This is a genomic window from Micromonospora sp. IBHARD003 (assembly GCF_056106285.1).
This window is the reverse complement of sequence record NZ_JBWBBX010000001.1, coordinates 3,225,997-3,249,627: the sequence shown is the minus strand read 5'-3', so window position 1 is coordinate 3,249,627 and position 23,631 is coordinate 3,225,997. Positions and strand designations below refer to the sequence as shown.

The window sequence follows — 23,631 nt, the reverse complement described above, 5'->3', positions numbered from 1 at the left end:
CCCTGCCGGGAACCTCTCGCCCCGAACCTCCCGCCCTTCAGTACCCTTGGCACTTATGAGCACTCTCGAGCCCGAGCGCGGGGCAGGTACGGGCACCCTCGTGGAGCCGACACCACAGGTGTCGCACGGCGACGGCGACCACGAGCGCTTCGCCCATTACGTACAGAAGGACAAGATCATGGCGAGTGCCCTCGACGGCACTCCCGTGGTGGCACTGTGCGGAAAGGTCTGGGTGCCGGGGCGTGACCCCAAGAAGTACCCGGTCTGCCCGATGTGCAAGGAGATCTACGAGTCCATGGGCACAGGCGGTGACAAGGACAAGGGCGGCAAGGACAAGTAGGCCGGTCCCTCCCTCCGCACCGGACGGCCCCCGGGGCACGCTGCAGGCGTGCCCCGGGGGCCGTCCGTGTGATGCCGGGTACGTCCGCCGGTGGCCTGCGCGGGAAGACGACCGAAGCCGCTCCGGTCCGCCGCGTACGGGTGCCGAACGCCATGAGGCTGCTGCTGCGCCGGTGAGCTCCGTGAACGGCCCCGTCCGACGGGTTTGCGGTAGGCGAGGGTGGGACTCGATGGCAGGGGCGGGGAGTTCGGCGACGAGGAGGGGTGAACGGCCCGGCACCGGCCGCGAACGGCCGGCGCGGTGGTTGGTGGCACGGTGCACGGCAACTTCGCCGGCTCCCTTTGCGTGTGCGGTGTGAACTGCTGCTCGGCGCACCGGTGTCGGTGCCATCGGCCGCGAAGGCGGTGTCCGCGGCTCCTCGTCCCGGAGGCGTAGCGGCTCGTCGTGGGCGGCTACGTCCTCCGCTTCCGCCTCCGCCTCAAGGGGGTCGCCCTCTTCCCGGTCACCGGTGGTTCCAACTGGCCCGCCCCGCACGGCCGTCGCCTCGTCGACCGGGACGAGATCCCGGAGGGTCCCTGTCCGCCCATCGCCAAGCCCCGGGCGAGGACGAGCCGATGCCGCCCGGTCGCGTATGCACCCTGGAGGACGTCCATGGCTTCGAACCCGTTCCACTCGGCTCCCCGGTATTCGGCGTCGCGCACCACGACCGGCGCCTCGACGGGCTGAGTGCAGACGACCCGCCGCCGGCCACCGTTCGGCCCGTCGCCGTGGCAGAAGCACCCCGGGGTGCTCGGACGCCCGATCGAGGGGGCGCCCCCAAACGTGTGAGCCCGGGTGCAAGGCGAGTGCTCCGCGGGCCACTCCCTGGGACCGTGGACGGCCGATAAGGAAAAGTCGTACAAGGAGCGCTGAAGAGCGGGAACCCGCATGTGACGCCACTGTCCCAACAAACCGGACATTCCCCACTTCTTGGGGTGTCCGGTGCGGATACGTCCTTCGCGGACCCTCGCGTCGCATTGCTCGGAAGATGTGCCAGAGTTGCCACGTCCGGGCTGTGAGCACGTACGGTACGGCAACACGGACGGACAGCCGGGACACCGGGAAGGGGCAGCTGGGTTGACCACGCACGCAACACAGGCGGCGCAGCCCGTGACGCTGCCGGCCTCGCTCGACGAGGCCGTGGCGGCGCTCACCGCCATGCCCGCCGCCGTGCCGGTCGCGGGTGGCACGGACCTGATGGCCGCCGTCAACCAGGGAAGGCTGCGGCCCGCCGGCCTCGTCGGCCTCGGACGCATCAACGAGATCCGGGGCTGGCAGTACCAGGACGGCCACGCACTGCTCGGTGCCGGCCTCACCCACGCCCGGATGGGCAGGCCCGACTTCGCCGCGCTCATCCCCGCGCTCGCCGCGTCCGCGCGTGCCGCCGGACCACCGCAGATCCGCAACGCGGGCACCCTCGGCGGAAACATCGCCGGCGCGGCGCCCGCCGGCGACGCCCTGCCCGTCCTCGCCGCACTCGAGGCGGACCTGGTCATCGCCGGCCCGGACGGCGCCCGCCGGGAGATCCCGGTCTCGCATCTGCTGGCCGGCCGGGAGATGCTCGGCCCGGCCGAGCTGATCGGCTTCGTGCGCGTACCGCTGCTGCACGCCCCGCAGGTGTTCCTCAAGGCCACCGGCCGTACCGGCCCCGGCCGTGCGACCGCGTCCGTCGCCGTCGTCCTCGACCCGGCCCGGCGCGGTGTGCGCTGCGCGGTCGGCGCGATCGCGCCCATGCCGCTGCGCCCGCTGGAGGCCGAGGCCTGGATCGCGTCGTTGATCGACTGGGACGGCGAGCGTGCGCTGGCACCCGAGGCGCTGACGGCCTTCGGGGAGTACGTGGCCGCGGCCTGTATCCCGGATCCGCAGGGGGACGAGCAGTTGCCGCCCGCGATCCGGCACTTGCGGCGCGCCGTCGCCGCGCTGGCCCGACGAGCACTGGGGAGGGCGCTGTCGTGAGCACCGAAGAGAACGGCCCGCAGCAGGAGTCGCAGCAGCAGCCCGCGCAGGGGCGTGAGCAGCGGTACGAGGGGCGCTGGCAGCCCATCCCGCAGGGCGAGTACGACTCCGACATGACGGCTTTCGTCCAGCTGCCCCAGGACGGCTCGCTGGACGCCCCCCTCGCCGCACCCGGACACGGCTACGTGCCACCCCGGATCACGCCCGCGGCGGGCTCGGACCCCTCCGCGACGGGGGCGTGGAGCATGCCCGCGGACCACGCCGGGAGCGCGACCGGCGGTCAGGCCCATGCCTGGCCCGATCCCGCGCCGGAGTCCGGGACCGCCGCGGCCCACGATCCGGCCGACCTGCGCGATGCCCGAGGCCCGCACGGCGCACGTGATCCGCGCGATCCGCACGCGACCGGGCAGTGGACCTTCCCGGAAGCGGCCGAGCCGTCCCATGGCGGGCCGACGGACCTCACCGGGCAGTGGACCATCCCCGTCGCCCAGGGGGATCTTCCGGAGGAATCGGGCGAGTTCTCGGCGGCTGCGGCGTCCTCGTGGGGCGGCGGCACGCCTCCGGCCACGCTGCCTGGCGGTGCGCCCGCTCCCTGGGCGACGGCACCGGCGGCCCCGGCGGAGCCCGAGGCTCCCTCCAGGCCCTCCCGCGATCCCGTACAGGAAGACCCCCGGGCCGGGGCTCGGGCCGGGTACCCGGTCACGCTGCCTGGCGGTGCACCCGCGCCCTGGGCGACGGTACCGGCGGGATCCGAACAGGCGGCTGAGCCCACCCCCGAGGACGGCGCGGGGCATGGCGCACAGCCCGGGGCGACCGAAGGTCCGAGCGCCCCCGCCTCCCGCACCACGGCCGACCGGCCGCACACCGCACCGGCCGACGGACGGCCCCAGGACACGCAGGACGGCGGGCGGAACGACGGACCGTCCGGTGCGACGGACGCCCGGGAGGCCCCGGACGCGGGATCCGGAGCCGACCTGCCCGCCCCCGAGACGCTGTCCGGCCCGCGGCCCGACACTCCGGCCAACGACGAGCATCCGCACACCTCGTACGTCCTGCGCGTGAACGGTGCCGACCGGCCCGTCACGGACGCATGGGTCGGCGAGTCCCTGCTGTATGTCCTGCGCGAGCGGCTCGGTCTCGCGGGCGCCAAGGACGGCTGCTCGCAGGGCGAGTGCGGCGCCTGCAACGTCCAGGTCGACGGCCGGCTGGTCGCCTCCTGCCTCGTCCCCGCGGCGACGGCGGCGGGCTCCGAGGTCCGTACGGTCGAGGGCCTGGCCGCCGACGGCGAACCCTCGGACGTCCAGCGCGCCCTCGCCGCCTGCGGAGCCGTCCAGTGCGGCTTCTGCATCCCCGGCATGGCCATGACCATCCACGATCTGCTGGAGGGCAATCACGCCCCCACCGATCTGGAGACCCGCCAGGCGCTGTGCGGCAACCTCTGCCGCTGCTCCGGTTACCGCGGTGTCCTCGACGCCGTGCGCGAAGTCGTCGCGGAGCGCGAGGCGAGCGCTGCCGCCGCCGAGTCCGTCGACGAAGCCGCACGCATCCCGCACCAGGCACCCCCCGGGGCGGGTAGTGTGCAGCCCCACCCGCACGACGGAGGCATGGCGTGAGCAACGACGCGGCCACCGCGGCCACCGCGGCCACGGCGACGTCCCTGGCGGTCGACGGCCCCCAGCAGGAGCCGCCCGCCCACGGCCTCGGCGCGTCGCTGCCGCAGGCCGACGCCCGCGCCAAGACCGAGGGCACGTTCCCGTACGCCTCCGACCTGTGGGCCGAAGGACTGCTCTGGGCCGCGATCCTGCGCTCCCCGCACCCCCACGCCCGTATCACCGCCGTCGACACCGAGGCCGCGGCCGGGATGCCGGGCGTGCGGGCGGTCATCACGCACGCCGACGTCCCCGGGGACGCCGCATACGGCCGCAGCGTCGCCGACCGTCCGGTCTTCGCATCCGATACCGTCCGCCACCACGGCGAGGCGATCGCCGCGGTCGCCGCCGACCACCCCGACACGGCCCGTCTCGCGGCGGCCGCGATCACGGTCGAGTACGAGGTCCTCGAGCCCGTCACCGACCCGGAGCAGGCCTTCGCGGCCGAGCCGCTGCACCCCGACGGCAATCTGATCCGGCACATCCCGCTCAGCTTCGGCGACCCCGGCACGACCGGCGCGACCGTCGTCGAAGGCCTCTACCGCATCGGCCGCCAAGACCCAGCCCCCATCGGAGCCGAGGCGGGCCTCGCCGTACCGCGCCCCGACGGCGGCGTCGAGATCTACACCGCGTCGACCGACCCGCACACCGACCGCGATCTGGCCGCCGCCTGCTTCGGCCTCTCGCCGGACCAGGTCAAGGTGGTCGTCACGGGCGTCCCCGGCGCGACCGGCGACCGCGAGGACCCCGGCTTCCAGATCCCGCTCGGCCTGCTGGCCCTCAAGACCGGCTGCCCGGTGAAGCTGACGGCCACCCGGGAGGAGTCCTTCCTCGGCCACGCCCACCGCCACCCCACGCTGCTCCGCTACCGCCACCACGCCGACGCCGACGGCCGCCTGGTGAAGGTGGAGGCCCAGATCCTGCTGGACGCGGGAGCCTACGCCGACGCCTCGTCGGAGTCGCTGGCCGCCGCGGTCGCCTTCGCCTGCGGCCCCTACGTCGTCCCGCATGCGTTCGTCGAAGGCTGGGCCGTACGCACGAACAACCCGCCCTCCGGCCATGTGCGCGGCGAGGGCGCCATGCAGGTGTGCGCCGCGTACGAGGCCCAGATGGACAAGCTGGCGGCGAAGCTCGGCCTGGACCCCCTCGAACTCCGTCTCCGCAACGCACTCGCGACCGGCGACATCCTGCCCACCGGCCAGACGGTCACGTGCCCCGCCCCGGTCGCCGAACTGCTCCAGGCCGTTCGTGATTTCCCTCTCCCCGCACTGCCCCTGGACACCCCCGAGGACGCCTGGCTCCTCCCCGGCGGCCCGGAGGGCGCGGGTGAGCCGGGCGCGGTACGCCGCGGCGTCGGCTACGCGCTCGGCATGGTCCACATGCTCGGAGCCGAGGGCACCGACGAGGTCTCGACGGCGACGGTCAAGGTCCAGGACGGCGTCGCCACGGTGATCTGCGCGGCGGTCGAGACCGGCCAGGGCTTCTCCACGCTCGCCCGGCAGATCGTCCAGGAGACCCTCGGGATCGACGAGGTCCACGTCGCTCCCGTCGACACCGACCAGCCTCCGGCGGGCCCGGCCACCCACGGCCGCCACACCTGGGTCTCGGGCGGCGCGGTCGAGCGGGCCGCGAAGATGGTCCGCACGCAGCTGCTGCAGCCGCTGGCCCACAAGTTCGGCATGTCCACCGAACTGCTCCAGATCACCGACGGCAAGATCACCTCGTACGACGGCGTCCTGTCGACGACGGTCACCGAGGCCATGGACGGCAAGGAACTCTGGGCCACCGCCCAGTGCCGGCCCCACCCCACCGAACCGCTCGACGGCCACGGCCAGGGCGACGCCTTCGTCGGCCTCGCCTTCTGCGCGATCCGTGCGGTCGTCGACGTCGACATCGAGCTCGGCTCGGTCCGCGTCGTCGAGATCGCGGTCGCCCAGGACGTCGGCCGTATCCTCAACCCGGCCCAGCTGGCCGCCCGTATCGAGGCCGGAGTCACCCAGGGCATCGGCACCGCCCTCACCGAGAACCTCCGCACCGCCCGCGGCCTGATCCGCCACCCCGACCTCACGGGTTACGCACTTCCGACATCCCTTGACGCTCCGGACATTCGCATCGTCAAACTCGTCGAGGAGCGCGACGTGGTGGCCCCCTTCGGCGCCAAGGCGGCCAGCGCCGTCCCGGTCGTCACCAGCCCCGCCGCCGTCGCCTCCGCGGTCCGCGCCGCAACGGGACGCCCGGTCAACCGCCTCCCGATCAGGCCGCAGTCGGCGGTGGCGGTGCCCAACTCGTAGGCGTGTGATCCGGGTTGCAGCTGCAATGCCGAGGTGCGCAGTGTCACCGGTGGTGACTACAGTAGTCTCCGTAGCTTGTCTTGAACGGGGGCGACGATGGCGTTGGATGACGGGACGGGCAGGGCGATCAACCCCGGGGTGCTCGGGTTGATGCCGATCGTGGGCGGCGCGGCCGCGGCCACGGCTGCCGCGGCGGCGGACCTGGCCGCCGACTTGGAATCGATGTCGACCTTCAAGAAGGAGGTCGACAAGATCCTCGCGGACCTCGAGGAATCCGAGGCGGCTCCCAAGAAGGTCGCGGCGGACCGGCTGGAGCAGGGCCACCTGGGGCAACCCGACTTCGGGGAGAGCGTGTACCTCTACGGCGCGTACACCGTCGTCCACGACGAGTTGGAGAAGCTCTCCAAGGTGCTCGCCCTGCAGGTCGACGGCCTGAGCATCGCTGTCCAGGCATCGCAGGTCGGCTACGAGAACGTTGACTGGGACATCAGGCAGCGGATGCTCCGACTCGCCGCCGAGACCCAGCAGCGCCCGGGACCGACGCAGCCTGCCGGCGCCAACACGCCGGATGGCAGCGGTGGTTCGTCGGCAGCGGCTGACGGAGAGGCACAGGCCTGATGAAAACGGGGAGGGCGGAACTGGTGGTTCGCCATGGCTGAGGGAAAGGCCGGAAGCAGGCGGGAACCACAACTCCGGGAAACGGACTTCGAGTCGAAGTCCCATGAGGAGTTGCTGGCCATGATCGAGGGGACGAACGCCGACTCGGCGGCTCAGCTCGCCAAGAAGCTGTCCAAAGCGGCATCCATGATCACGCAGGTCGGCGAGGGCATGAAGTCCCATATGACCCGCGTCGTTTGGGAGGGAGAGGGCGGCAAGGCGTTCAGGGACTGGGGCCACAAGGCCGCCATCGCCACGCTCGAGCTCGGCGAGTACGGCAAGAGCGCTTCGCAGGTGCTTGAGCAAGTCGCGACCGCGATCGCCCAGGCCAAGGCGTCGATGCCGGAGAAGGACGGGTCACTCGAGACCCAGGCGAAGGAAGCCCAGGACCTTCTGAAGGCTGCACGCCACGATCCCGGCACGGATACGAGTGAGTACAGCAAGCAACTGACCGACGCCCGGGGGGCGATGGAGCGTCAGCGCCTCGAGGCAGCGGACCAGCTGCGGAAGCTGGCGCAGACGTACACCCACTCCGGGGACCGGATCATGAGCATGCCACCGCCGGAGTTCCCGCCGCCGCCGGGGGAGTTCGTGCCGCCGAAGACTGCTGAATCGGTATACGAAGAGGAGTACGTCGGATCGGCTGGTACAGGTGGCGGGAGCCGGTCCGCAGCTGATCCGTCGACACCCGCTACCAGAAGTGAGAGTTCGGCGGCGGTCAAGGGGGCTGCCCCTGTTGAGCCTCGCCAGCCCTTGTCGCCGGAGCGGACTGTCGGCATGGAGATCGACAGTGTGACAACGCTGCCCGAGCCCCGTACGGCTCCTCCTGTGACGCCTTCGGGAGGCCCGCCGGTCGCCAGGCCCGATGGGCCGGTCATTCCGGTGACGCCGCTTCCGACGCGGCCGTTTCCCCCTGTGGGCACCGTTGATGTGCGCCTGCCGCAGGCGGGGCCCGGGGGACAGAAGGCTGCTCCCCAAGCTCGCGTCACGATGCCGCCCAGAGCTGGCGGTGTCGATGCGAGGCTGCCGCGTGACGGCATTCTGGGTGGTCGCAACGTCCCACCGAGTAACGGTCGCCCCCCTGTGGGGATCCCTCAAGGCAAGGTGATCGGAGGCGAAAGCACCACCCGCGCGCCGATGGGCCGGGGCGGCACGCCTGGTGTACCTGGCATGCCGGGGGTGCATGGCGGGGGAGCCCCGGGGAACGCTCAGAGCGGTTTCCCGGGTGGTCGCCGTCTGGCGTCCGAGACCGGTGGCGTGGTTGGTGGTCGGCCGCAGCAGGGCGGGCGCAACGGTGCCCGTCCCTTCACCCCTGGAGGAACGGGCCTGGTACGAGGGGCCGGTTCGCCCCCCGGAGCGGGGCTTCCTGTGGGACATGCAGGTCGAGCAGGCGCCATCCCTCCTGGTACGCGAGGCACGGACTCGCGCGCTGAAGGGCCCAACGGCGAACGCCCCGATTACCTGGTGGAGGATGAAGAGACCTGGCAGCAAGGAAAGCGTCGCGTAGTTCCGCCGGTCATCGACTGATCCAGAGCTGAACCGTCAGAAGGAAGAGATGCGAACCACCAGCAGCAAGCGACTTGTCCGACCCGCTGCCATTGTGTCGGCTTCGTTGGGATTGCTGCTGGTGGGCATCGCAACGACTCCCGCATATGCCGAGGGTGCGCGGGACCAGCAATGGCACCTGGACACCATGAAGGCTGACGAGATGTGGAAGGTCAGCACAGGTAAGGGCGTCACTGTTGCAGTGATCGACTCCGGTGTGGACAAAACCCTTCCCGATCTCCGGGGACGGGTGCTGAACGGCCTTGACCTGTCCGGGCAGTCCGGCGATGAATACTCTGACTACCGCGGTCATGGCACGGGAATTGCTGCGATCATTGCGGGCAGAGGGCGTGGGCAAGGCAGCAAGGGGGCAATGGGTCTCGCTCCAGATGCCAAGATTCTGCCTATCCGGATGCCTAGGATGGATGAGGGTACGAAACTCGCCTGGAATCCCAGCTTGTTCAACAAATCACTGAGTAAGGCAGTTCGTCACGCGGCGGATTCCGGCGCCAGGGTTATCAATATTTCACTGGCGGTCCCAGAAGCGACACCCGAAGTTGCGGAGTCGGTGAAGTATGCCCTGGAGAAGGGCGCCTTGATTTTTGCCGGTGTTGGTAACAGTGGAAACGACGATAACCCGGTGTTGTATCCCGCCGCAGTTCCGGGCGTCGTGGGTATGGCGGCGTTTGACAGGAAGATCAAGGCGACGACAGAGTCGGAGCGTGGAGCCCAGGTGGATCTCGCCGCTCCCGGTGACGAGATCATCCACGCGTGTCCCGGCGGCACTCAGCTCTGCAGGAGCCATGGCACCAGCGATGCCACCGCACTGGCCTCCGCCTCCGCCGCCCTGATCTGGTCCAAGTACCCGCAGTGGACCAACAACCAGGTCCTCCGCGTCATGCTCAACACAGCTGGCAAGGCGAAGAGCGGCAAGGACCGCACCGATCTCGTCGGTTACGGCGCCATTCGTCCCCGCATCGCGCTGAAAACCCCGGGTGACCCGGGGCCTGCCGATGAATACCCGCTGCCCGACCTGGCTGCTGCGGCGCCGAAGTCGCCCTCCCCGGCGGCTTCCGGGTCCGCGGGCGCGGCAGGCCCGGCGAAGGGCCGGCCTGCCGGTGCGTCGCCTTCCGCGGCCAAGGAGGAAGGCGGCAGTAGTACCGGCCTCTGGGTCGCCCTGGGTGTCGGTGCGGCTGCTCTCATCGGGGGTGGCGTCGCGGCACTGGTTGTTCGGTCCCGTCGTCGCGCGTCGTCTGTCCCGGCGATGCCGTCTGTCCCGCCGAACGCGTACCCGCCGCAGTCCTCGTATCCGGCGTACGGTCCGGGTCCGCAGCCGGGAGCGAACCCCGGTGCTCCGTACGGTGCCCCATACGACCCGAGGCAGCCCGGATCGGGGCAGTAGCCGCCCGCTCGCCTCGGGGCGCGGGATTGCGGTGGAGGCCGTGATCGGATTCGAACCGATGTAACTCGCTTTGCAGGCGAGCCCCTGAGCCACTCGGGCACACGGCCGTGTATGTCGTACGCGTCTTTCTGCCGTACGCATCGACCGTAGAAGCCGGCGCGGGGTGCTCCAAGGCTGCCGCGGGGGCTGCCATACGACTGTCACACGCCGTTCACGGCAGTTCACGCGCGTTGGCAGAGGTTCATGGCGGTTCACATCGGTCCGGAGTGTGCGCCGCTGGGCGTAGGGCCAAAGGACGACTCTTGCTCCGCCCTGCGACAGGGGCGACCGTCATACATGCCTCTTACTCTGAGCCCATGACAACCCTCAGGCCTCGCCACGCCGACGGAGCTGTCGAGGCCGAGGAGCGGCTGGACGGTGTACTCGGCAGCCGGTATCGCGCGCTCAGTGTCGGCATCGTCTCCGTCGTCCTGCTGATCGCGTTCGAGGCGACCGCCGTCGGGACGTCCATGCCGGTCGCCGCCCATGAGCTGCACGGGGTGGGGCTGTACGCCTTCGCGTTCTCCGCGTACTTCACGACCAGCCTCTTCGGGATGGTCGTCGCCGGGCAGTGGGCGGACCGGCGCGGGCCCCTCGGGCCGCTCGCCGCAGGCATCGCGTCGTTCGCCGCCGGGCTGCTGCTCTGTGGCACCGCGACCACGATGTGGCAGTTCATCGGCGGGCGGGCCGTCCAGGGCCTGGGCGGGGGACTGGTGATCGTCGCGCTGTACGTCGTCGTCGGACGGGCCTATCCGCAGCGGCTGCAGCCGACGATCATGGCTGCCTTCGCCGCGAGCTGGGTGATCCCGTCCGTGGTCGGTCCGCTCGTCGCCGGAACGGTCACCGAGCAGCTCGGATGGCGCTGGGTCTTCAACGGAATCCCGGCCCTGGTCGTCGTGCCCCTGGTCCTCGCTCTCCGCGCGACCCGGCGGATGGCCTCGGGGACGGTCGCACCCACGGCCCCGGCGTCCTCGTCCACCGGGGACCCGGGGGTACCCACCGACCCGGCACCGGCCGCCCCCACGCCACCGGCCTCCCGCTTCGACGCCCGCCGGATCAAGCTCGCGCTGGCCATCTCGCTCGGGGCCGGGCTGCTGCAGTTCGCGGCCCAGGACCTGCGGTGGCCGTCGCTCGTCCCGGCCGTGGCCGGCGCCGCGCTGCTGGTGCCCGCCGCACTCGGGCTCCTGCCCCGCGGTACGTACCGGGCCGCGCGCGGGCTGCCGTCCGTGGTGCTGCTGCGCGGGATCGCGGCCGGCGCGTTCATCTCCGCGGAGTCCTTCGTCCCGCTGATGCTGGTCACCCAGCGCGGGCTGTCGCCGACGCTCGCCGGTCTCTCGCTCGCGGTGGGCGGGGCGACCTGGGCCCTGGGATCGTTCGTGCAGTCCCGGCCGCGAGTGGAGCCGTACCGTGAGCGGCTCGCGGTGATCGGGATGGTGCTCGTCACGACGGCGATCGCGACCGCGCCCATGGTGCTGATCCCCTCGGTGCCGGTCGTGGTCGTGGCGATCGCATGGGGGTGGGGCTGCTTCGGGATGGGTCTGGTGATCAGCTCCACGAGTGTCCTGCTGCTGAAGCTGTCGGCGCCGGAGGAAGCGGGTGCGAACTCCGCCGCGCTCCAGATCTCCGACGGACTCTCGAACGTCCTGCTGCTCGCCACCGGGGGCGCCGCCTTCGCGGCGCTCGGCGGTGGTGCGGTGGGGGCCCATACGGTGACGGCGGCGCAGGGCTCGCACCCGCTGGCGTTCGCTGCGGTGTTCGTACCGATGGCGGCGGTGGCGCTGGTGGGAGCCTGGGTGGCGACCCGGCTCGGGTCCCCACGCCGAGTCACTGCCTAGACGCAAGCGAGTGGTACCAGTCTGACCCCATCGTTGGTACCATTCTGGTATGGCCATGAACCTGCGTCTTCGCGAGGACCAGACCGAAGCTCTGAAGCAGCGTGCCGAGGAAGAGGGCACGAGCATGCACGCCATACTGCTCAAGGCCGTGGACGAGTATCTGGCCAGAACCGCCCATCAGGCCCTGGTGCGCAAGACCGCCAAGGAGCAGGTGGCCAAGTGGTCGGAGCTGCTGGAGCGGCTCAAGTGACACACGTCTATCTGGACTCCGAAGACGTCCTGGCCATCGCCGCGGTAGCGGTGGATGACCAGGACGTCGTCGTTCGCGACATCGGGTTGCTGGCGTCGGCCGTTCATCGCCCGTCTGCGTCGATGTTCGGTCAGGAGGCGTACAGCGACCTGTTCGAAAAGGCTGCCGCGCTGCTCCAGTCGCTTGCCATCAACCACCCGTTCCTCGACGGCAACGAACTCACGGCGTGGACGTCCTGTGTGGTCTTCCTGGCCATGAACGAGGTGCAGTTGCGCCCGGATATCGACGCGGCCGAGCGCCTGGTCATCGCGGTGTCCACGGGCGCCCTGGACGAGGTGAAGGCGATCGCGGAAGCGCTACGGGAACTGGCCGAGCCATCGCTGTGACGCTCACCGCACCTGCGGGGGCCACGGCTGCGTTCGGCCCGGTCGGGCACCGGGCCACCGATAGGGTGGCCCGGTTGTCGTACGACCGCGCGTACGGCCGCACCCGTACCGCCGAGAGCCGAGCGCCCCGAACCGGAGACCGTGACTACCACCGCCTCGCATTCCCACCACCTCTCACCCGCCTTCCCCGGCCGTGCCCCCTGGGGTACGGCCAGCAAGCTGCGTGCCTGGCAGCAGGGCGCCATGGAGAAGTACATCCAGGAGCAGCCCCGCGACTTCCTGGCGGTGGCGACCCCCGGCGCCGGTAAGACGACCTTCGCGCTCACGCTCGCGTCCTGGCTGCTGCACCACCATGTCGTGCAGCAGATCACGGTCGTCGCGCCGACCGAGCATCTGAAGAAGCAGTGGGCGGCGGCGGCCGCGCGGATCGGCATCAAGCTCGACCCGGACTACAGCGCGGGCCCGCTGAGCAAGGAATACGACGGCATCGCCATCACCTACGCCGGTGTCGGCGTACGCCCGATGCTGCACCGCAATCGCAGCGAGCACCGCAAGACCCTCGTCATCCTCGACGAGATCCACCACGCCGGGGACTCGAAGTCCTGGGGCGAGGCGTGCCTGGAGGCGTTCGAGCCGGCGACCCGGCGGCTCGCGCTCACCGGTACGCCCTTCCGCTCCGACACCAATCCCATCCCGTTCGTCACCTACGAGGAGGGCAACGACGGGATCAGGCGGTCCGCCGCCGACTACACCTACGGATACGGGAACGCGCTCGCCGACAACGTCGTGCGGCCCGTCATCTTCCTCTCCTACAGCGGAAACATGCGCTGGCGCACCAAGGCCGGCGACGAGATCGCGGCCCGGCTCGGCGAGCCGATGACCAAGGACGCCATCTCACAGGCCTGGCGCACCGCCCTCGATCCGCGCGGCGAGTGGATGCCGAACGTCCTGCGCGCCGCCGACCAGCGGCTGACCGAGGTCAGGAAGTCGATCCCGGACGCCGGCGGCCTCGTCATCGCGTCCGACCAGGATTCGGCGCGCGCGTACGCCAAGCTCATCCGCGAGATCACCGGCACGAAGGCGACCGTCGTACTGTCGGACGACACGGGCGCGTCGAAGCGTATCGACGAGTTCAGTGACAGCCACGAGCGCTGGATGGTCGCCGTCCGGATGGTGTCGGAAGGTGTCGACGTGCCGCGCCTCGCGGTGGGCGTCTATGCCACGACGATCTCGACGCCGCTGTTCTTCGCCCAGGCCGTGGGCCGTTTCGTCCGTTCACGGCGGCGCGGCGAGACCGCGTCCGTCTTCCTGCCGACCATCCCCATGCTCCTGGGCTTCGCCAACGAGATGGAGGTCGAGCGCGACCATGTGCTCGACCGTCCGAAGAAGGACGGGGAGGAAGATCCGTACGCCGAGTCCGAGAAGGAGATGGACGAGGCGAACAAGGAGCAGGACGAGGACACCGGCGAGCAGGACATGCTGCCCTTCGAGGCGCTGGAGTCCGACGCGGTCTTCGACCGGGTGATGTACAACGGCGCCGAGTTCGGTATGCAGGCCCACCCCGGCAGCGAGGAGGAACAGGACTACCTCGGCATCCCGGGGCTGCTCGAGCCGGACCAGGTGCAGCTGCTGCTGCAGAAGCGCCAGGCCCGCCAGATCGCGCACAGCCGCAAGAAGCCGGACGACGAGGCCGACCTGCTGGAGCTGCCCGCGGAACGGCGGCCGGTGGTGTCGCACAAGGAACTGCTTGAGCTGCGCAAGCAGTTGAACACGATGGTCGGCGCGTATGTCCACCAGAGCGGCAAGCCGCACGGAGTGATCCACACCGAGCTGCGGCGGGTGTGCGGCGGGCCGCCGAGTGCGGAGGCGACGGCGGGACAGATCAGGGAGCGGATCAAGAAGGTCCAGGAGTGGGCGACGCGGATGCGGTGAGCGCCGCGCGCCGGGGTGACGCTTGCTGCCGCCTGCCGCCTGCCGCCTGCCGCCTGCCGCCTGCCGCCTGCCGCCTGCCGCCTGCCGCCTGCCGCCTGCCGCCTGCCGCCTGCCGCCGGGCGCTGGGGTGTTCAGGGGGCTCGAGCCGGGGTTCGCGCGCCCGCGCCGGCTTCCGCACCCCCACCCGCCGGCGCCGCGGTCGCTCCGAGGATTCGTAGCGCACCTCAGGGGTCTCAGGCCTCGGCTCCCGCGCCCTCGCCGCTCATCGGACAACGGGCTCCGGCAACCGTACGCGCGGAGCTCTGGCGCCCGGATTCTGGACGAGGTCTTCCGCTGAGCGGAGACGATCGCTACATTCCCCGCAAAGACAACGCCCCGTGGCAGCGCCGCCGCGGAGCGCAGCCGGTGTGCCAGGATCCACCGGCGGCCTCTCCGTGCGTGCGGCTGCTCGATGGGACTCGTGCCGCCGAACGGTCCGCGAGAGCGCCGCCGACTCACTCCGAAACTCCGAAGGAGAGGGCGTCGTGACCGCGGAGACTTCTCAGACGCTCGACCGAGGACTGCGCGTCCTCAAGCTGCTCGCCGACACCGACCACGGTCTGACCGTCACCGAGCTGTCCAACAGGCTGGGCGTCAACAGGACGGTCGTCTACCGGCTGCTCGCCACGCTGGAACAACACGCCCTGGTCCGCCGTGATCTGGGCGGCCGGGCCCGGGTGGGCCTCGGTGTGCTGCGCCTGGGGCGCCAGGTGCATCCGCTGGTGCGGGAGGCCGCCATGCCCGCGCTGCGTTCGCTCGCCGAGGACATCGGGGCCACCGCGCATCTGACCCTGGTCGACGGAGCGGAGGCGCTCGCGGTCGCGGTCGTCGAGCCCACCTGGACGGACTACCACGTCGCGTACCGGGCCGGCTTCCGCCACCCCCTGGACCGGGGCGCTGCCGGCAAGGCCATTCTCGCCGCCCGGCAGGGGGGACTCACCGAACCCGCGTGCACCCTCACCCACGGCGAACTGGAGGCGGGCGCGAGCGGCGCCGCGGCACCGCTGATCGGTGTGACGGGCATCGAGGGCAGCGTGGGCGTCGTCATGCTCGCCGACGCCGTCCCGGAGCGGGTGGGACCCCGTGTGGTGGAGGCGGCCCGGGAAGTGGCCGACGCACTGCGGTGAGGGAGGGGCCCAGCGCCTACGGTCCCCTCGCCACCCGGGCTCCCCGGCCGTGCCGCTAGATTGACACCGTGTTCCTCTCTCGCCTCCCCCGACCCTGGGCTCTCGCCGTCTGCGCCCTCCCCATCGTCGCGCTGCTCGCGGTCGCCGGGCTCGCGCCGCTGCCGTTCGCCCTGGCACAGCCGGGGCAGACCACCAATGTGCTGGGGGCGGACCAGGGGAAACCGGTGATCACGATCAGCGGAGCGCCCACCCGCAAGACGGAGGGGGCGCTGCGGATGACGACGATCATGGCGACCGGTCCGTCCGTGGACGTGAACTTCGGCGAGGTGGTGGACGCGTGGTTCCGTGAGGACCGTGCGGTGCTGCCGCGCGAGGCCGTCTATCCGGCGGGGAAGTCCGACGAGGAGATCGAGAAGCGCAACGTCGCCGCGATGGAGGAATCCCAGAACAGCGCGGTGCAGGCCGCCCTGGGCTATCTCGACCAGGACCCGGCGAAGGTGAAGGTGACACTGCACCTCGCGGACGTCGGAGGCCCCAGCGCCGGGCTGCTCTTCTCGCTCGGCATCGTCGACAAACTCAACGGCAACGGGGCCGGCGGCGACCTCACCGGCGGTCGCGACATCGCGGGTACGGGCACGATCACCCCCGACGGCAAGGTCGGCGCGGTCGGCGGGGTGGCCCTCAAGACCCAGGCGGCCGGCCGTGACGGGGCGAAGGTCTTCCTGGTCCCCAAGGCGGAGTGTGTGGACGCCCACGCCGGGCGGCCGGAGGGCATGCGGCTGATCCCCGTGACGACACTGAAGGACACCGTGGACGCTCTCCGCCTCCTGGGCCAGGGGTCGGACAAGGTCCCGACCTGCTGAGCCGTCACCCCTGAGTCGAGGTCGCCGTACCCGCACGGATCCCTGCAGCCGTCAGCCGTCAGCGGTCGTCCCCGCGCCCGCGCAACCCCTGCGCCGCCGTACCCGCACAGCCCCTCAGCGGCGTGCGTCCGCGGCCGCCTGCTCCACCAGCGGGATGATCCGCAGCGGAACCGGGTTCTCCATCACGATGGCCGTCGACGCCCGCACGATCCCCTCGAAGCCGACCACCCGGTCGATCACCCGCTGCAGATCCGCGTTGGAGCGTGCGACGAGCCGGCAGAGCATGTCGCCATGACCCGTGGTCGTGTGCAGTTCCAGGACTTCGGGGACGGTCGCGAGATGGGCCCGCACATCGGTGCCCTGGCCCTGCTTGATCTCCAGCGTCGCGAACGCCGTGACGGGGTAACCGAGGGCCGCCGGATCGACGTCCGGGCCGAAACCGCGGATGACTCCCTGGGACTGCAGGCGGTCAAGGCGCGCCTGCACCGTGCCGCGGGCGACGCCCAGGCGCCGGGACGCCTCCAGTACGCCGATGCGGGGTTCACGTGCCAGGAGCACAATCAGTCTGCCGTCCAGATGATCGATCGCCATGTGGCCCTCCGGATGGTCATCCTGTACAGATCGCCCGATCATTTCGGGCACCACTTGGGCAGGTTGCCCAGTCGATAAACAAACTATTGCGCAGCTTGCGGATCGGCGGGAGTCTGCCGCCATGACTGAGATCCAGGAGCAGACCCCTCACACCGCCCGGCAGGCCGACCCCTTCCCGGTGAAGGGAATGGACGCGGTCGTCTTCGCCGTCGGCAACGCCAAGCAGGCCGCGCACTACTACTCGACCGCCTTCGGCATGAAGCTCGTCGCGTACTCCGGACCGGAGACCGGCAGCCGCGAGATCGCCTCGTACGTCCTCACGAACGGCGCCGCGCGCTTCGTCCTCACCTCCGTCATCAAGCCGTCCACCGAGTGGGGGCGCTTCCTCGCCGACCACGTCGCCGAGCACGGTGACGGTGTCATCGACCTCGCGATCGAGGTGCCGGACGCCCGTGCGGCGTACGCGTACGCCGTCGAACACGGCGCGCGCGGCATCGAGGAGCCCTACGACGTCAAGGACGAGCACGGCACCGTGGTGCTCGCCGCCATCGCGACCTACGGCAACACCCGCCACACCCTGGTGGACCGCTCGGGTTACGACGGCCCCTACCTGCCCGGCTTCGTGCCCGCCAACCCGATCGTCGAGCCCCCGGCCAAGCGCACCTTCCAGGCCATCGACCACTGCGTGGGCAACGTCGAACTCGGCAAGATGAACGAGTGGGTGGCGTTCTACAACAAGGTCATGGGCTTCACCAACATGAAGGAGTTCGTCGGCGACGACATCGCGACCGAGTACTCGGCGCTGATGTCGAAGGTCGTCGCGGACGGCACGCTCAAGGTGAAGTTCCCGATCAACGAGCCCGCGATCGCGAAGAAGAAGTCGCAGATCGACGAGTACCTCGAGTTCTACGGTGGTGCGGGCGTGCAGCACATCGCGCTCGCGACCAACGACATCGTGGCGACGGTGCGCACGATGCGCGCGGCCGGGGTCAAGTTCCTGGACACGCCGGACTCGTACTACGACACGCTCGGCGAGTGGGTCGGCGACACCCGGGTCCCGATCGAGACCCTGCGCGAGCTGAAGATCCTCGCCGACCGCGACGAGGACGGCTATCTGCTGCAGATCTTCACCAAGCCGGTCCAGGACCGTCCGACCGTCTTCTTCGAACTCATCGAGCGCCATGGGTCGATGGGCTTCGGCAAGGGCAACTTCAAGGCCCTGTTCGAGGCGATCGAGCGCGAGCAGGAGAAGCGCGGCAACCTGTAGTCGCGGAGTCGCGGAGTCGCGGAGTCGCGGAGTCGCGGAGTCGCGGAGTCGCGGAGTCGCGGAGTCGCGGAGTCGCGGAGTCGCGGAGTCGCGGTGCGGCAGCGCGGCCTGCCGGGGCGGCTGCGCCGTGGGGGAGCGCTGCCTCCGGGCACGGCGGTGCCTCTGGGCGCTACACGGACGGGCGGGAAGCGATTCCCGCCCGTCCGCCGTTTCCGGGGGCTCGGCTCACTCGCGACCGCCGAGCCCCCCGGATCACCGCGCGCCGGAGCCGGACTGCGCAGGCCCCGAACGTGCGTGCCCCGGCTGCGCGGCGGGTCGTTCCACGGACCGCGGTAGCGCGGGAGGCCGCTGCCCGGGACGCGGCTGGGCGGTCGGATGGGCTGCCGCCGCGCCCCGCTGCGCGTGTTGAGGCGACACCGGGTGGCTCCCGGGGTGGCGAGCCTCCCCCGGCGAAGCGGATGAGCCGGACGAGCTTGTTGCGGCGGATGAGCCGGGTGAGGCAGGCGCGCCAGGTGACGCCGATGTGTGCGGCGCCGCCGGTCCCGACCGCACCGGGCTCGCCGACGGCCGCCCCGGGCGCCCCGGCTCGCCGGCTCCGCCCCGGTCGTCCCTCTGCTCCGTCCCCCGCCCGCTCCCCGTCTCCCGCTCGCGTGCACCGCGGCCATGGCCCTCGCCGGCCGCGTCCTGCCGCTCGTGTGCCTCCCCGTCGTCGGGGGCCGCGCCCGACGGTTCCGCCTCGTCCCGCTGGTCGGACTCCTCCTGCCGGCCGGACTCCTCACCCTCCTCGGTCGGCGCCGGCCGCCGCCCCGTGACGTCGTCGGGCGGACTGCCCAGCGGAGCCTCACCCATGGCCGCCACGGCCTTCTTGGCGCGCTCGGCCAGCAGCGGCGAGAAGTACGGGTTGATCCTCAGGGCCTCGGCCAGATGGCGGCGGGCAGGACCGCCCAGTCCCAGCGTGCGTTCGATCTCGCCCTGGTGGTAAGAGAACAGCGCACCGCGGATCCCCGTCGCCCTCGCACGCTGCACGTACCGCAGCCCTTCCTGCCCCCGCCCCGCCCGGTGCAGCGCCCAGCCGAGGGCGTCCGCGACGGAGGCGTTCCGGTTGCCGCGGTCCCACTCCTTCTTCAGCCGGCGCACCGCCGAAGCCGCGTCGTCGTGGTCCGCCTCGTAGCGCCCGAGCACCAGCTCCTCGTTCGCGCCGTATCTGCGCGCCTCGGCCGCCCGGGTGCGCAGCAGGTCGTACTGCGTCCGCGCATCCCCGTCCAGCCCCATGGACTCGTACAGTTCACCCGCCTCCAGCGCGTACTCCGGCAGCTGCAGTGCCGCCAGCGCCGCGGAGTAGTCCCGCATCGCCTCGTCGGCGCGCCCCAGTGCCGCCAGGGCACGCGCCCGGCCGGCCAGCGAGGCGTGGTGGCGGGGATCGGCCCGCAGCGCGGCGTCGTAGTGACCGACGGCCTCGCCCGGCTCGCCCTGTTCCCAGGCGAGTTCGCCGAGCCGGTACAGGGCCACGGCACGTTCGGTCCTGCTGCCCACACGGTCCACGGCCTCGTACGCCTTCGCCGCTGCGTCCTCCCGGCCCCCGTGGTCGCGGAACGCCTGGGCCGCCCGGCCCAGCGTCGGCGCCGTGCCCGGCCGCAGCTGCTCCAGCTGGGCCAGGGCCTTCGCGGCCGACTTGTCGTCGCCGAGACCGCTGTACGCGTCGATCAGGACCGGATAGACGGCCCAGCGCTTCGGCATCCGCGTCCGTACGCCCTCGCCCCAGCGCTTCGCGGCGGCGTGGTCGCGCCGGGCGTTGGCCAGTGCGGCCATACCCAGCTCCGCGTCCGCGTTTCCCTCGCGGGCCGGAAGGACCTCCAGCGAACGCTCCAGGGCCTCCTGCGCCCTCGGATAGTCCTCCCACTTGCCCAGCAGTGTCGCCCGCTCCACATAGGCGGACCCGAGCACCGCCCATGCCACCTCGTCGGCAGGGCGCGAGCGGACCCATCTCTCCCGGTCCGCGATCAGCGCCGACAGATCGCCCAACGACGCGGGTGCCCCGGCGTCCACGGCGAGCAGGGCGCGTGCGGCAGGACCCGACGCGGGTGGCGGCGCCCCCGTCCCCGGGCCGAAGACCAGGACGCCGGCAACCAGTCCCGCGGCGATCACGGTACCGATTGCCGCATTCCTGATATTTGGTGCAAATCTCCTCTTCATGCTGATCACTCTGAAGCAGCGGCCATCCGATACGAAGAGCACACCCGGTGCAGCGAACCGGATCGCGGACGGGTTCACACCGATGGCCCCCGGTGCCAGTCTGGGCTCATGGATGATCTCCTCTCCCGGCTCGTGTCCGGGTTGCGTGCGGGGCTTCCGGCCGACGCCCTGATCACCGACCCGGACGTCACCGCCTCGTACGCCAACGACATGGCGAGCTTCTGTGCGGCGGGGACCCCCGCCGTGGTCGTGCTCCCACGCACCGTCGAGCAGGTCCGGCACATCATGCGCACCGCGACCGAGCTGCGCGTCCCGGTCGTCCCCCAGGGCGCCCGCACGGGGCTGTCCGGTGCCGCCAACGCATCCGACGGCTGCATCGTCCTCTCCCTGGTCAAGATGGACCGGATCCTGGAGATCAGCCCCGTCGACCGGATCGCGGTCGTCGAGCCCGGTGTCGTCAACGCCGCGCTCAGCCGGGCCGTCGCGGAGCACGGCCTCTCCTATCCGCCGGACCCCTCCAGCTGGGAGACGTGCACCATCGGCGGCAACATCGGCACGGCGTCCGGCGGACTGTGCTGCGTCAAGTACGGGGTCACCGCCGAGTACGTCCTCGGCCTCGACGTCGTCCTCGCCGACGGCCGGCTGCTGAGCACCGGCCGCCGTACCGCCAAGGGCGTCGCCGGCTACGACCTCACCCGGCTGTTCGTCGGATCCGAAGGCAGCCTCGGCATCATCGTCAAGGCGGTCCTCGCGCTCCGGCCGCAGCCACCCCGGCAGCTCGTCCTCGCCGCCGAATTCGCCTCGGCGGCCGCCGCCTGCGACGCGGTCTGCGCCGTCATGGAACGCGGCCACACACCCTCGCTGCTCGAGCTCATGGACCGTACGACCATCCGAGCCGTCAACGAGATGGCGCAGATGGGCCTCCCGGACAGCACCGAGGCGCTGCTGCTCGCGGCCTTCGACACCCCCGATCCCGCAGCCGACCTGGCCGCCGTCGGCGAGCTGTGCACGGCGGCAGGAGCCACCCAGGTCGTTCCCGCCGAGGACGCGGCCGAGTCCGAGATGCTGCTCAAGGCCCGAAGGCTCGCGCTCACGGCCCTCGAGGCCGTCAAGTCCGCGACGATGATCGACGACGTCTGTGTGCCCCGGTCCCGGCTGGCCGCGATGCTCGACGGTACGGCCGCCATCGCCGCGAAATACGACCTCACGATCGGCGTCTGCGCCCACGCGGGCGACGGCAACACCCACCCGGTCGTCTGCTTCGACCACACCGATCCCGACGAGTCCCGGCGCGCCCGGGAGTCGTTCGACGAGATCATGGCGCTCGGGCTGGAGCTCGGTGGCACGATCACCGGTGAACACGGCGTGGGCGTGCTGAAGAAGGAGTGGCTGGCCCGCGAACTCGGCCCGGTCGGCATCGAGTTGCAGCAGGGGATCAAGCAGGTCTTCGATCCGCTGGGGATCCTCAACCCGGGCAAGATCTTCTAGCCGCCCCGCCGGGCGTCCTCGCCCCCGTGCCTCCGGCCCCTCGGCTCCCCGGTCCCTGCACGGGCCGCCGAGGCGCCCTGTCGGACGGCCGGGGGCGCCGCCTACCGTGGAGGCAGGACCGGAGGAGACACCACCGGACCGACGACGGAGGAGGAGCCGTGCCCGCTCGTCTTGACCACACGATCGTCCACAGCCGCGACCGCTTCGCCGGCGCCCGCTTCCTCACCGACCTGATCGACGCCCCGGAGCCCAAGCCCTTCGGACCGTTCGCCAGCGTCCCGCTGGCCAACGGCGTCACACTCGACTACCTCGAAGAGCGGGCCGACGTGGACATCGTGTCGCAGCATCTGGCGTTCCTCGTCTCCGAAGAGGAGTTCGACCAGATCTTCGGACGAATCACGGAGCAGGAGATCCCCTACTGGGCCGATCCTTCGCACGCGCAGCCACAGCAGATCAATCATCACTTCGGCGGGCGGGGCGTCTACATAGACGATCCCGACGGCCACTCCATCGAGTTCATCACCCATACCTACGTCTAGTGACCTGAGTCGGAGGTTCTTCGTTAGTTCGGTGTGAGTCGTCCTGGACCGAAGATCCCGCCGCTGTTGTTGACTGATGCCCAACGGGCTGTGCTTCTGGGGTGGGTGCGTCGGCGTACGACGGCTCAGGCTCTGGCCCAGCGGTCGCGGATCGTGCTGGAGTGCGCCGAGGGGCACTCGATCTCGGAGGTGTCGCGGTGTCTGGGGGTGGCTGCGGATACGGTCCGTACCTGGCGGCGTCGCTTTCTGGAGCGAGGCTTGGACGGCTTGTGCGACGAACCGAGGCCAGGCGTCCCGCGGAAGATCACCGATGCTGATGTCGAGCGGGTCATCGTCAAGACGCTCGAAGAGCGGCCGGCTAACGCAACGCACTGGTCGACCCGGTCAATGGCTGCCGCCACCGGGATGTCGCAGTCGACGGTCTCCCGGATCTGGCGGGCGTTCGCCCTGGCTCCGCACCGCTCGCAGACCTTCAAACTGTCCACCGACCCATACTTCATCGACAAGGTCCGCGACGTTGTCGGTCTCTACCTCGACCCACCGGAGAAGGCCCTGGTCCTGTGCGTGGACGAGAAGTCTCAGATCCAGGCTCTGGACCGGTCTCAGCCCGTGCTGCCGATAATGCCCGGCGTTCCCGAGCGTCGCAGCCACGACTACGTCCGGGCCGGCACCACGACCCTGTTCGCGGCCCTGGAAGTGGCCACCGGCAAGATCATCGGTTCCCTCCACCGTCGTCACCGTGCTATCGAGTTCAAGAAGTTCCTCACCAAGCTGGACAAGGAGGTACCCGCGGACCTCGAGGTCCATCTGATCCTGGACAACTACGCCACCCACAAGACAGCAGCCATCAAGCAGTGGCTCCTGGCTCACCCTCGCTTCCACCTGCACTTCACCCCCACCAGCGCGTCCTGGTTGAACCTGGTCGAGCGATGGTTCGCCGAACTCACGCAAAAGAAGCTCAAGCGCGGCGTCCACCGCTCCGTCCAGGCCCTCGAACGCGACATCCGCACCTGGCTCACCGACTGGAACACCAACCCACGGCCATTCGTCTGGACGAAGACCGCCGACGAGATCCTCGACAAAGTCGCCGCCTACTGCCGACGAATCTCTGACTCAGGTCACTAGGGGGTTTCTGATGGATCTCCGTGGAGGAAGGAGCGGCGTCCGGTGCGTGCTCTCGGGGTGCCGGCTGGAAGCCCTCGT

General features: G+C 70.8%; 19 protein-coding genes and 1 tRNA gene. 17 read left to right on the top strand and 3 right to left on the bottom strand.

All coding sequences use genetic code 11. The annotated features are described in order from the left end of the window. Window positions 1-55: 55 nt before the first annotated feature. The 7 genes from ACTWOL_RS14480 (at window position 56) to mycP (ending at window position 9,879) form a co-directional block, all read left to right on the top strand. A complete protein-coding gene (locus tag ACTWOL_RS14480) occupies window positions 56-340 on the top strand; it encodes a DUF3039 domain-containing protein (RefSeq protein WP_474297102.1) in 285 nt (94 codons plus the stop codon). 1,116 nt (window positions 341-1,456) lie between these two features. Then, the gene (locus ACTWOL_RS14475; RefSeq protein WP_474297101.1) at window positions 1,457-2,335 is read left to right on the top strand and encodes an FAD binding domain-containing protein; all 879 of its coding nucleotides are present in this window, start codon (window positions 1,457-1,459) and stop codon (window positions 2,333-2,335) included. Continuing rightward, window positions 2,332-3,948 carry a (2Fe-2S)-binding protein gene (locus ACTWOL_RS14470; protein WP_474297100.1) on the top strand — a complete coding sequence of 539 codons (1,617 nt, stop codon included), beginning with the start codon at window positions 2,332-2,334 and terminating at the stop codon, window positions 3,946-3,948. The genes ACTWOL_RS14475 and ACTWOL_RS14470 overlap by 4 nt, the downstream gene beginning before the upstream one ends. After that, a complete protein-coding gene (locus ACTWOL_RS14465) occupies window positions 3,945-6,275 on the top strand; it encodes a xanthine dehydrogenase family protein molybdopterin-binding subunit (RefSeq protein WP_474297099.1) in 2,331 nt (776 codons plus the stop codon). The genes ACTWOL_RS14470 and ACTWOL_RS14465 overlap by 4 nt, the downstream gene beginning before the upstream one ends. Before the next feature lie 96 nt (window positions 6,276-6,371). Then, window positions 6,372-6,893, top strand: a complete 522-nt coding sequence (locus ACTWOL_RS14460; protein ID WP_474297098.1) for a hypothetical protein — start codon at window positions 6,372-6,374, stop codon at window positions 6,891-6,893. A gap of 33 nt (window positions 6,894-6,926) precedes the next feature. After that, on the top strand, window positions 6,927-8,459 hold the full coding sequence (locus ACTWOL_RS14455) for a WXG100 family type VII secretion target (protein ID WP_474297097.1): 1,533 nt from the start codon (window positions 6,927-6,929) through the stop codon (window positions 8,457-8,459). A gap of 28 nt (window positions 8,460-8,487) precedes the next feature. Then, on the top strand, window positions 8,488-9,879 hold the full coding sequence (gene mycP / locus ACTWOL_RS14450) for a type VII secretion-associated serine protease mycosin (protein WP_474297096.1): 1,392 nt from the start codon (window positions 8,488-8,490) through the stop codon (window positions 9,877-9,879). A 32-nt stretch (window positions 9,880-9,911) separates the two neighbouring features. On the opposite strand, the gene ACTWOL_RS14445 is transcribed toward mycP, so the two are convergent. Continuing rightward, window positions 9,912-9,986, bottom strand: a tRNA-Cys gene (locus ACTWOL_RS14445). Window positions 9,987-10,235: 249 nt separating this feature from the next. Here ACTWOL_RS14445 and ACTWOL_RS14440 point away from each other — a divergent pair. The 6 genes from ACTWOL_RS14440 (at window position 10,236) to ACTWOL_RS14415 (ending at window position 16,350) form a co-directional block, all read left to right on the top strand. Beyond that, a complete protein-coding gene (locus ACTWOL_RS14440) occupies window positions 10,236-11,753 on the top strand; it encodes an MFS transporter (protein WP_474297095.1) in 1,518 nt (505 codons plus the stop codon). A 49-nt stretch (window positions 11,754-11,802) separates the two neighbouring features. After that, window positions 11,803-12,003, top strand: coding sequence for a hypothetical protein (locus ACTWOL_RS14435; protein WP_474297094.1), 201 nt, complete (start codon window positions 11,803-11,805; stop codon window positions 12,001-12,003). Beyond that, complete coding sequence (locus ACTWOL_RS14430) at window positions 12,000-12,389, top strand: type II toxin-antitoxin system death-on-curing family toxin (protein WP_474297093.1); 390 nt, start codon at window positions 12,000-12,002, stop codon at window positions 12,387-12,389. The genes ACTWOL_RS14435 and ACTWOL_RS14430 overlap by 4 nt, the downstream gene beginning before the upstream one ends. Window positions 12,390-12,608: 219 nt before the next feature. Further along, window positions 12,609-14,321 (top strand): DEAD/DEAH box helicase, encoded by a 1,713-nt coding sequence (locus tag ACTWOL_RS14425; RefSeq protein ID WP_474301160.1) that lies wholly within the window; start codon window positions 12,609-12,611, stop codon window positions 14,319-14,321. Window positions 14,322-14,845: 524 nt separating this feature from the next. Next, complete coding sequence (locus ACTWOL_RS14420; protein WP_474297092.1) at window positions 14,846-15,487, top strand: IclR family transcriptional regulator; 642 nt, start codon at window positions 14,846-14,848, stop codon at window positions 15,485-15,487. Between the two features lie 68 nt (window positions 15,488-15,555). Then, window positions 15,556-16,350 (top strand): YlbL family protein, encoded by a 795-nt coding sequence (locus tag ACTWOL_RS14415; protein WP_474297091.1) that lies wholly within the window; start codon window positions 15,556-15,558, stop codon window positions 16,348-16,350. A gap of 114 nt (window positions 16,351-16,464) precedes the next feature. Here ACTWOL_RS14415 and ACTWOL_RS14410 read toward each other — a convergent pair whose 3' ends face one another. Further along, window positions 16,465-16,941 (bottom strand): Lrp/AsnC family transcriptional regulator, encoded by a 477-nt coding sequence (locus ACTWOL_RS14410; RefSeq protein ID WP_474297090.1) that lies wholly within the window; start codon window positions 16,939-16,941, stop codon window positions 16,465-16,467. 121 nt (window positions 16,942-17,062) lie between these two features. Between ACTWOL_RS14410 and hppD the strand changes: the two genes are divergently transcribed. Further along, window positions 17,063-18,208, top strand: a complete 1,146-nt coding sequence (hppD, locus tag ACTWOL_RS14405; protein ID WP_474297089.1) for a 4-hydroxyphenylpyruvate dioxygenase — start codon at window positions 17,063-17,065, stop codon at window positions 18,206-18,208. A gap of 252 nt (window positions 18,209-18,460) precedes the next feature. On the opposite strand, the gene ACTWOL_RS14400 is transcribed toward hppD, so the two are convergent. Further along, window positions 18,461-20,401 (bottom strand): tetratricopeptide repeat protein, encoded by a 1,941-nt coding sequence (locus tag ACTWOL_RS14400; RefSeq protein ID WP_474297088.1) that lies wholly within the window; start codon window positions 20,399-20,401, stop codon window positions 18,461-18,463. A 108-nt stretch (window positions 20,402-20,509) separates the two neighbouring features. Here ACTWOL_RS14400 and ACTWOL_RS14395 point away from each other — a divergent pair, with 108 nt between their 5' ends. The 3 genes from ACTWOL_RS14395 (at window position 20,510) to ACTWOL_RS14385 (ending at window position 23,553) form a co-directional block, all read left to right on the top strand. Then, complete coding sequence (locus ACTWOL_RS14395) at window positions 20,510-21,889, top strand: FAD-binding oxidoreductase (RefSeq protein ID WP_474297087.1); 1,380 nt, start codon at window positions 20,510-20,512, stop codon at window positions 21,887-21,889. A gap of 158 nt (window positions 21,890-22,047) precedes the next feature. Beyond that, on the top strand, window positions 22,048-22,428 hold the full coding sequence (locus ACTWOL_RS14390) for a VOC family protein (RefSeq protein WP_474297086.1): 381 nt from the start codon (window positions 22,048-22,050) through the stop codon (window positions 22,426-22,428). 33 nt (window positions 22,429-22,461) lie between these two features. Then, window positions 22,462-23,553, top strand: a complete 1,092-nt coding sequence (locus ACTWOL_RS14385) for an IS630 family transposase (RefSeq protein ID WP_474296322.1) — start codon at window positions 22,462-22,464, stop codon at window positions 23,551-23,553. Window positions 23,554-23,631 lie beyond the last annotated feature (78 nt).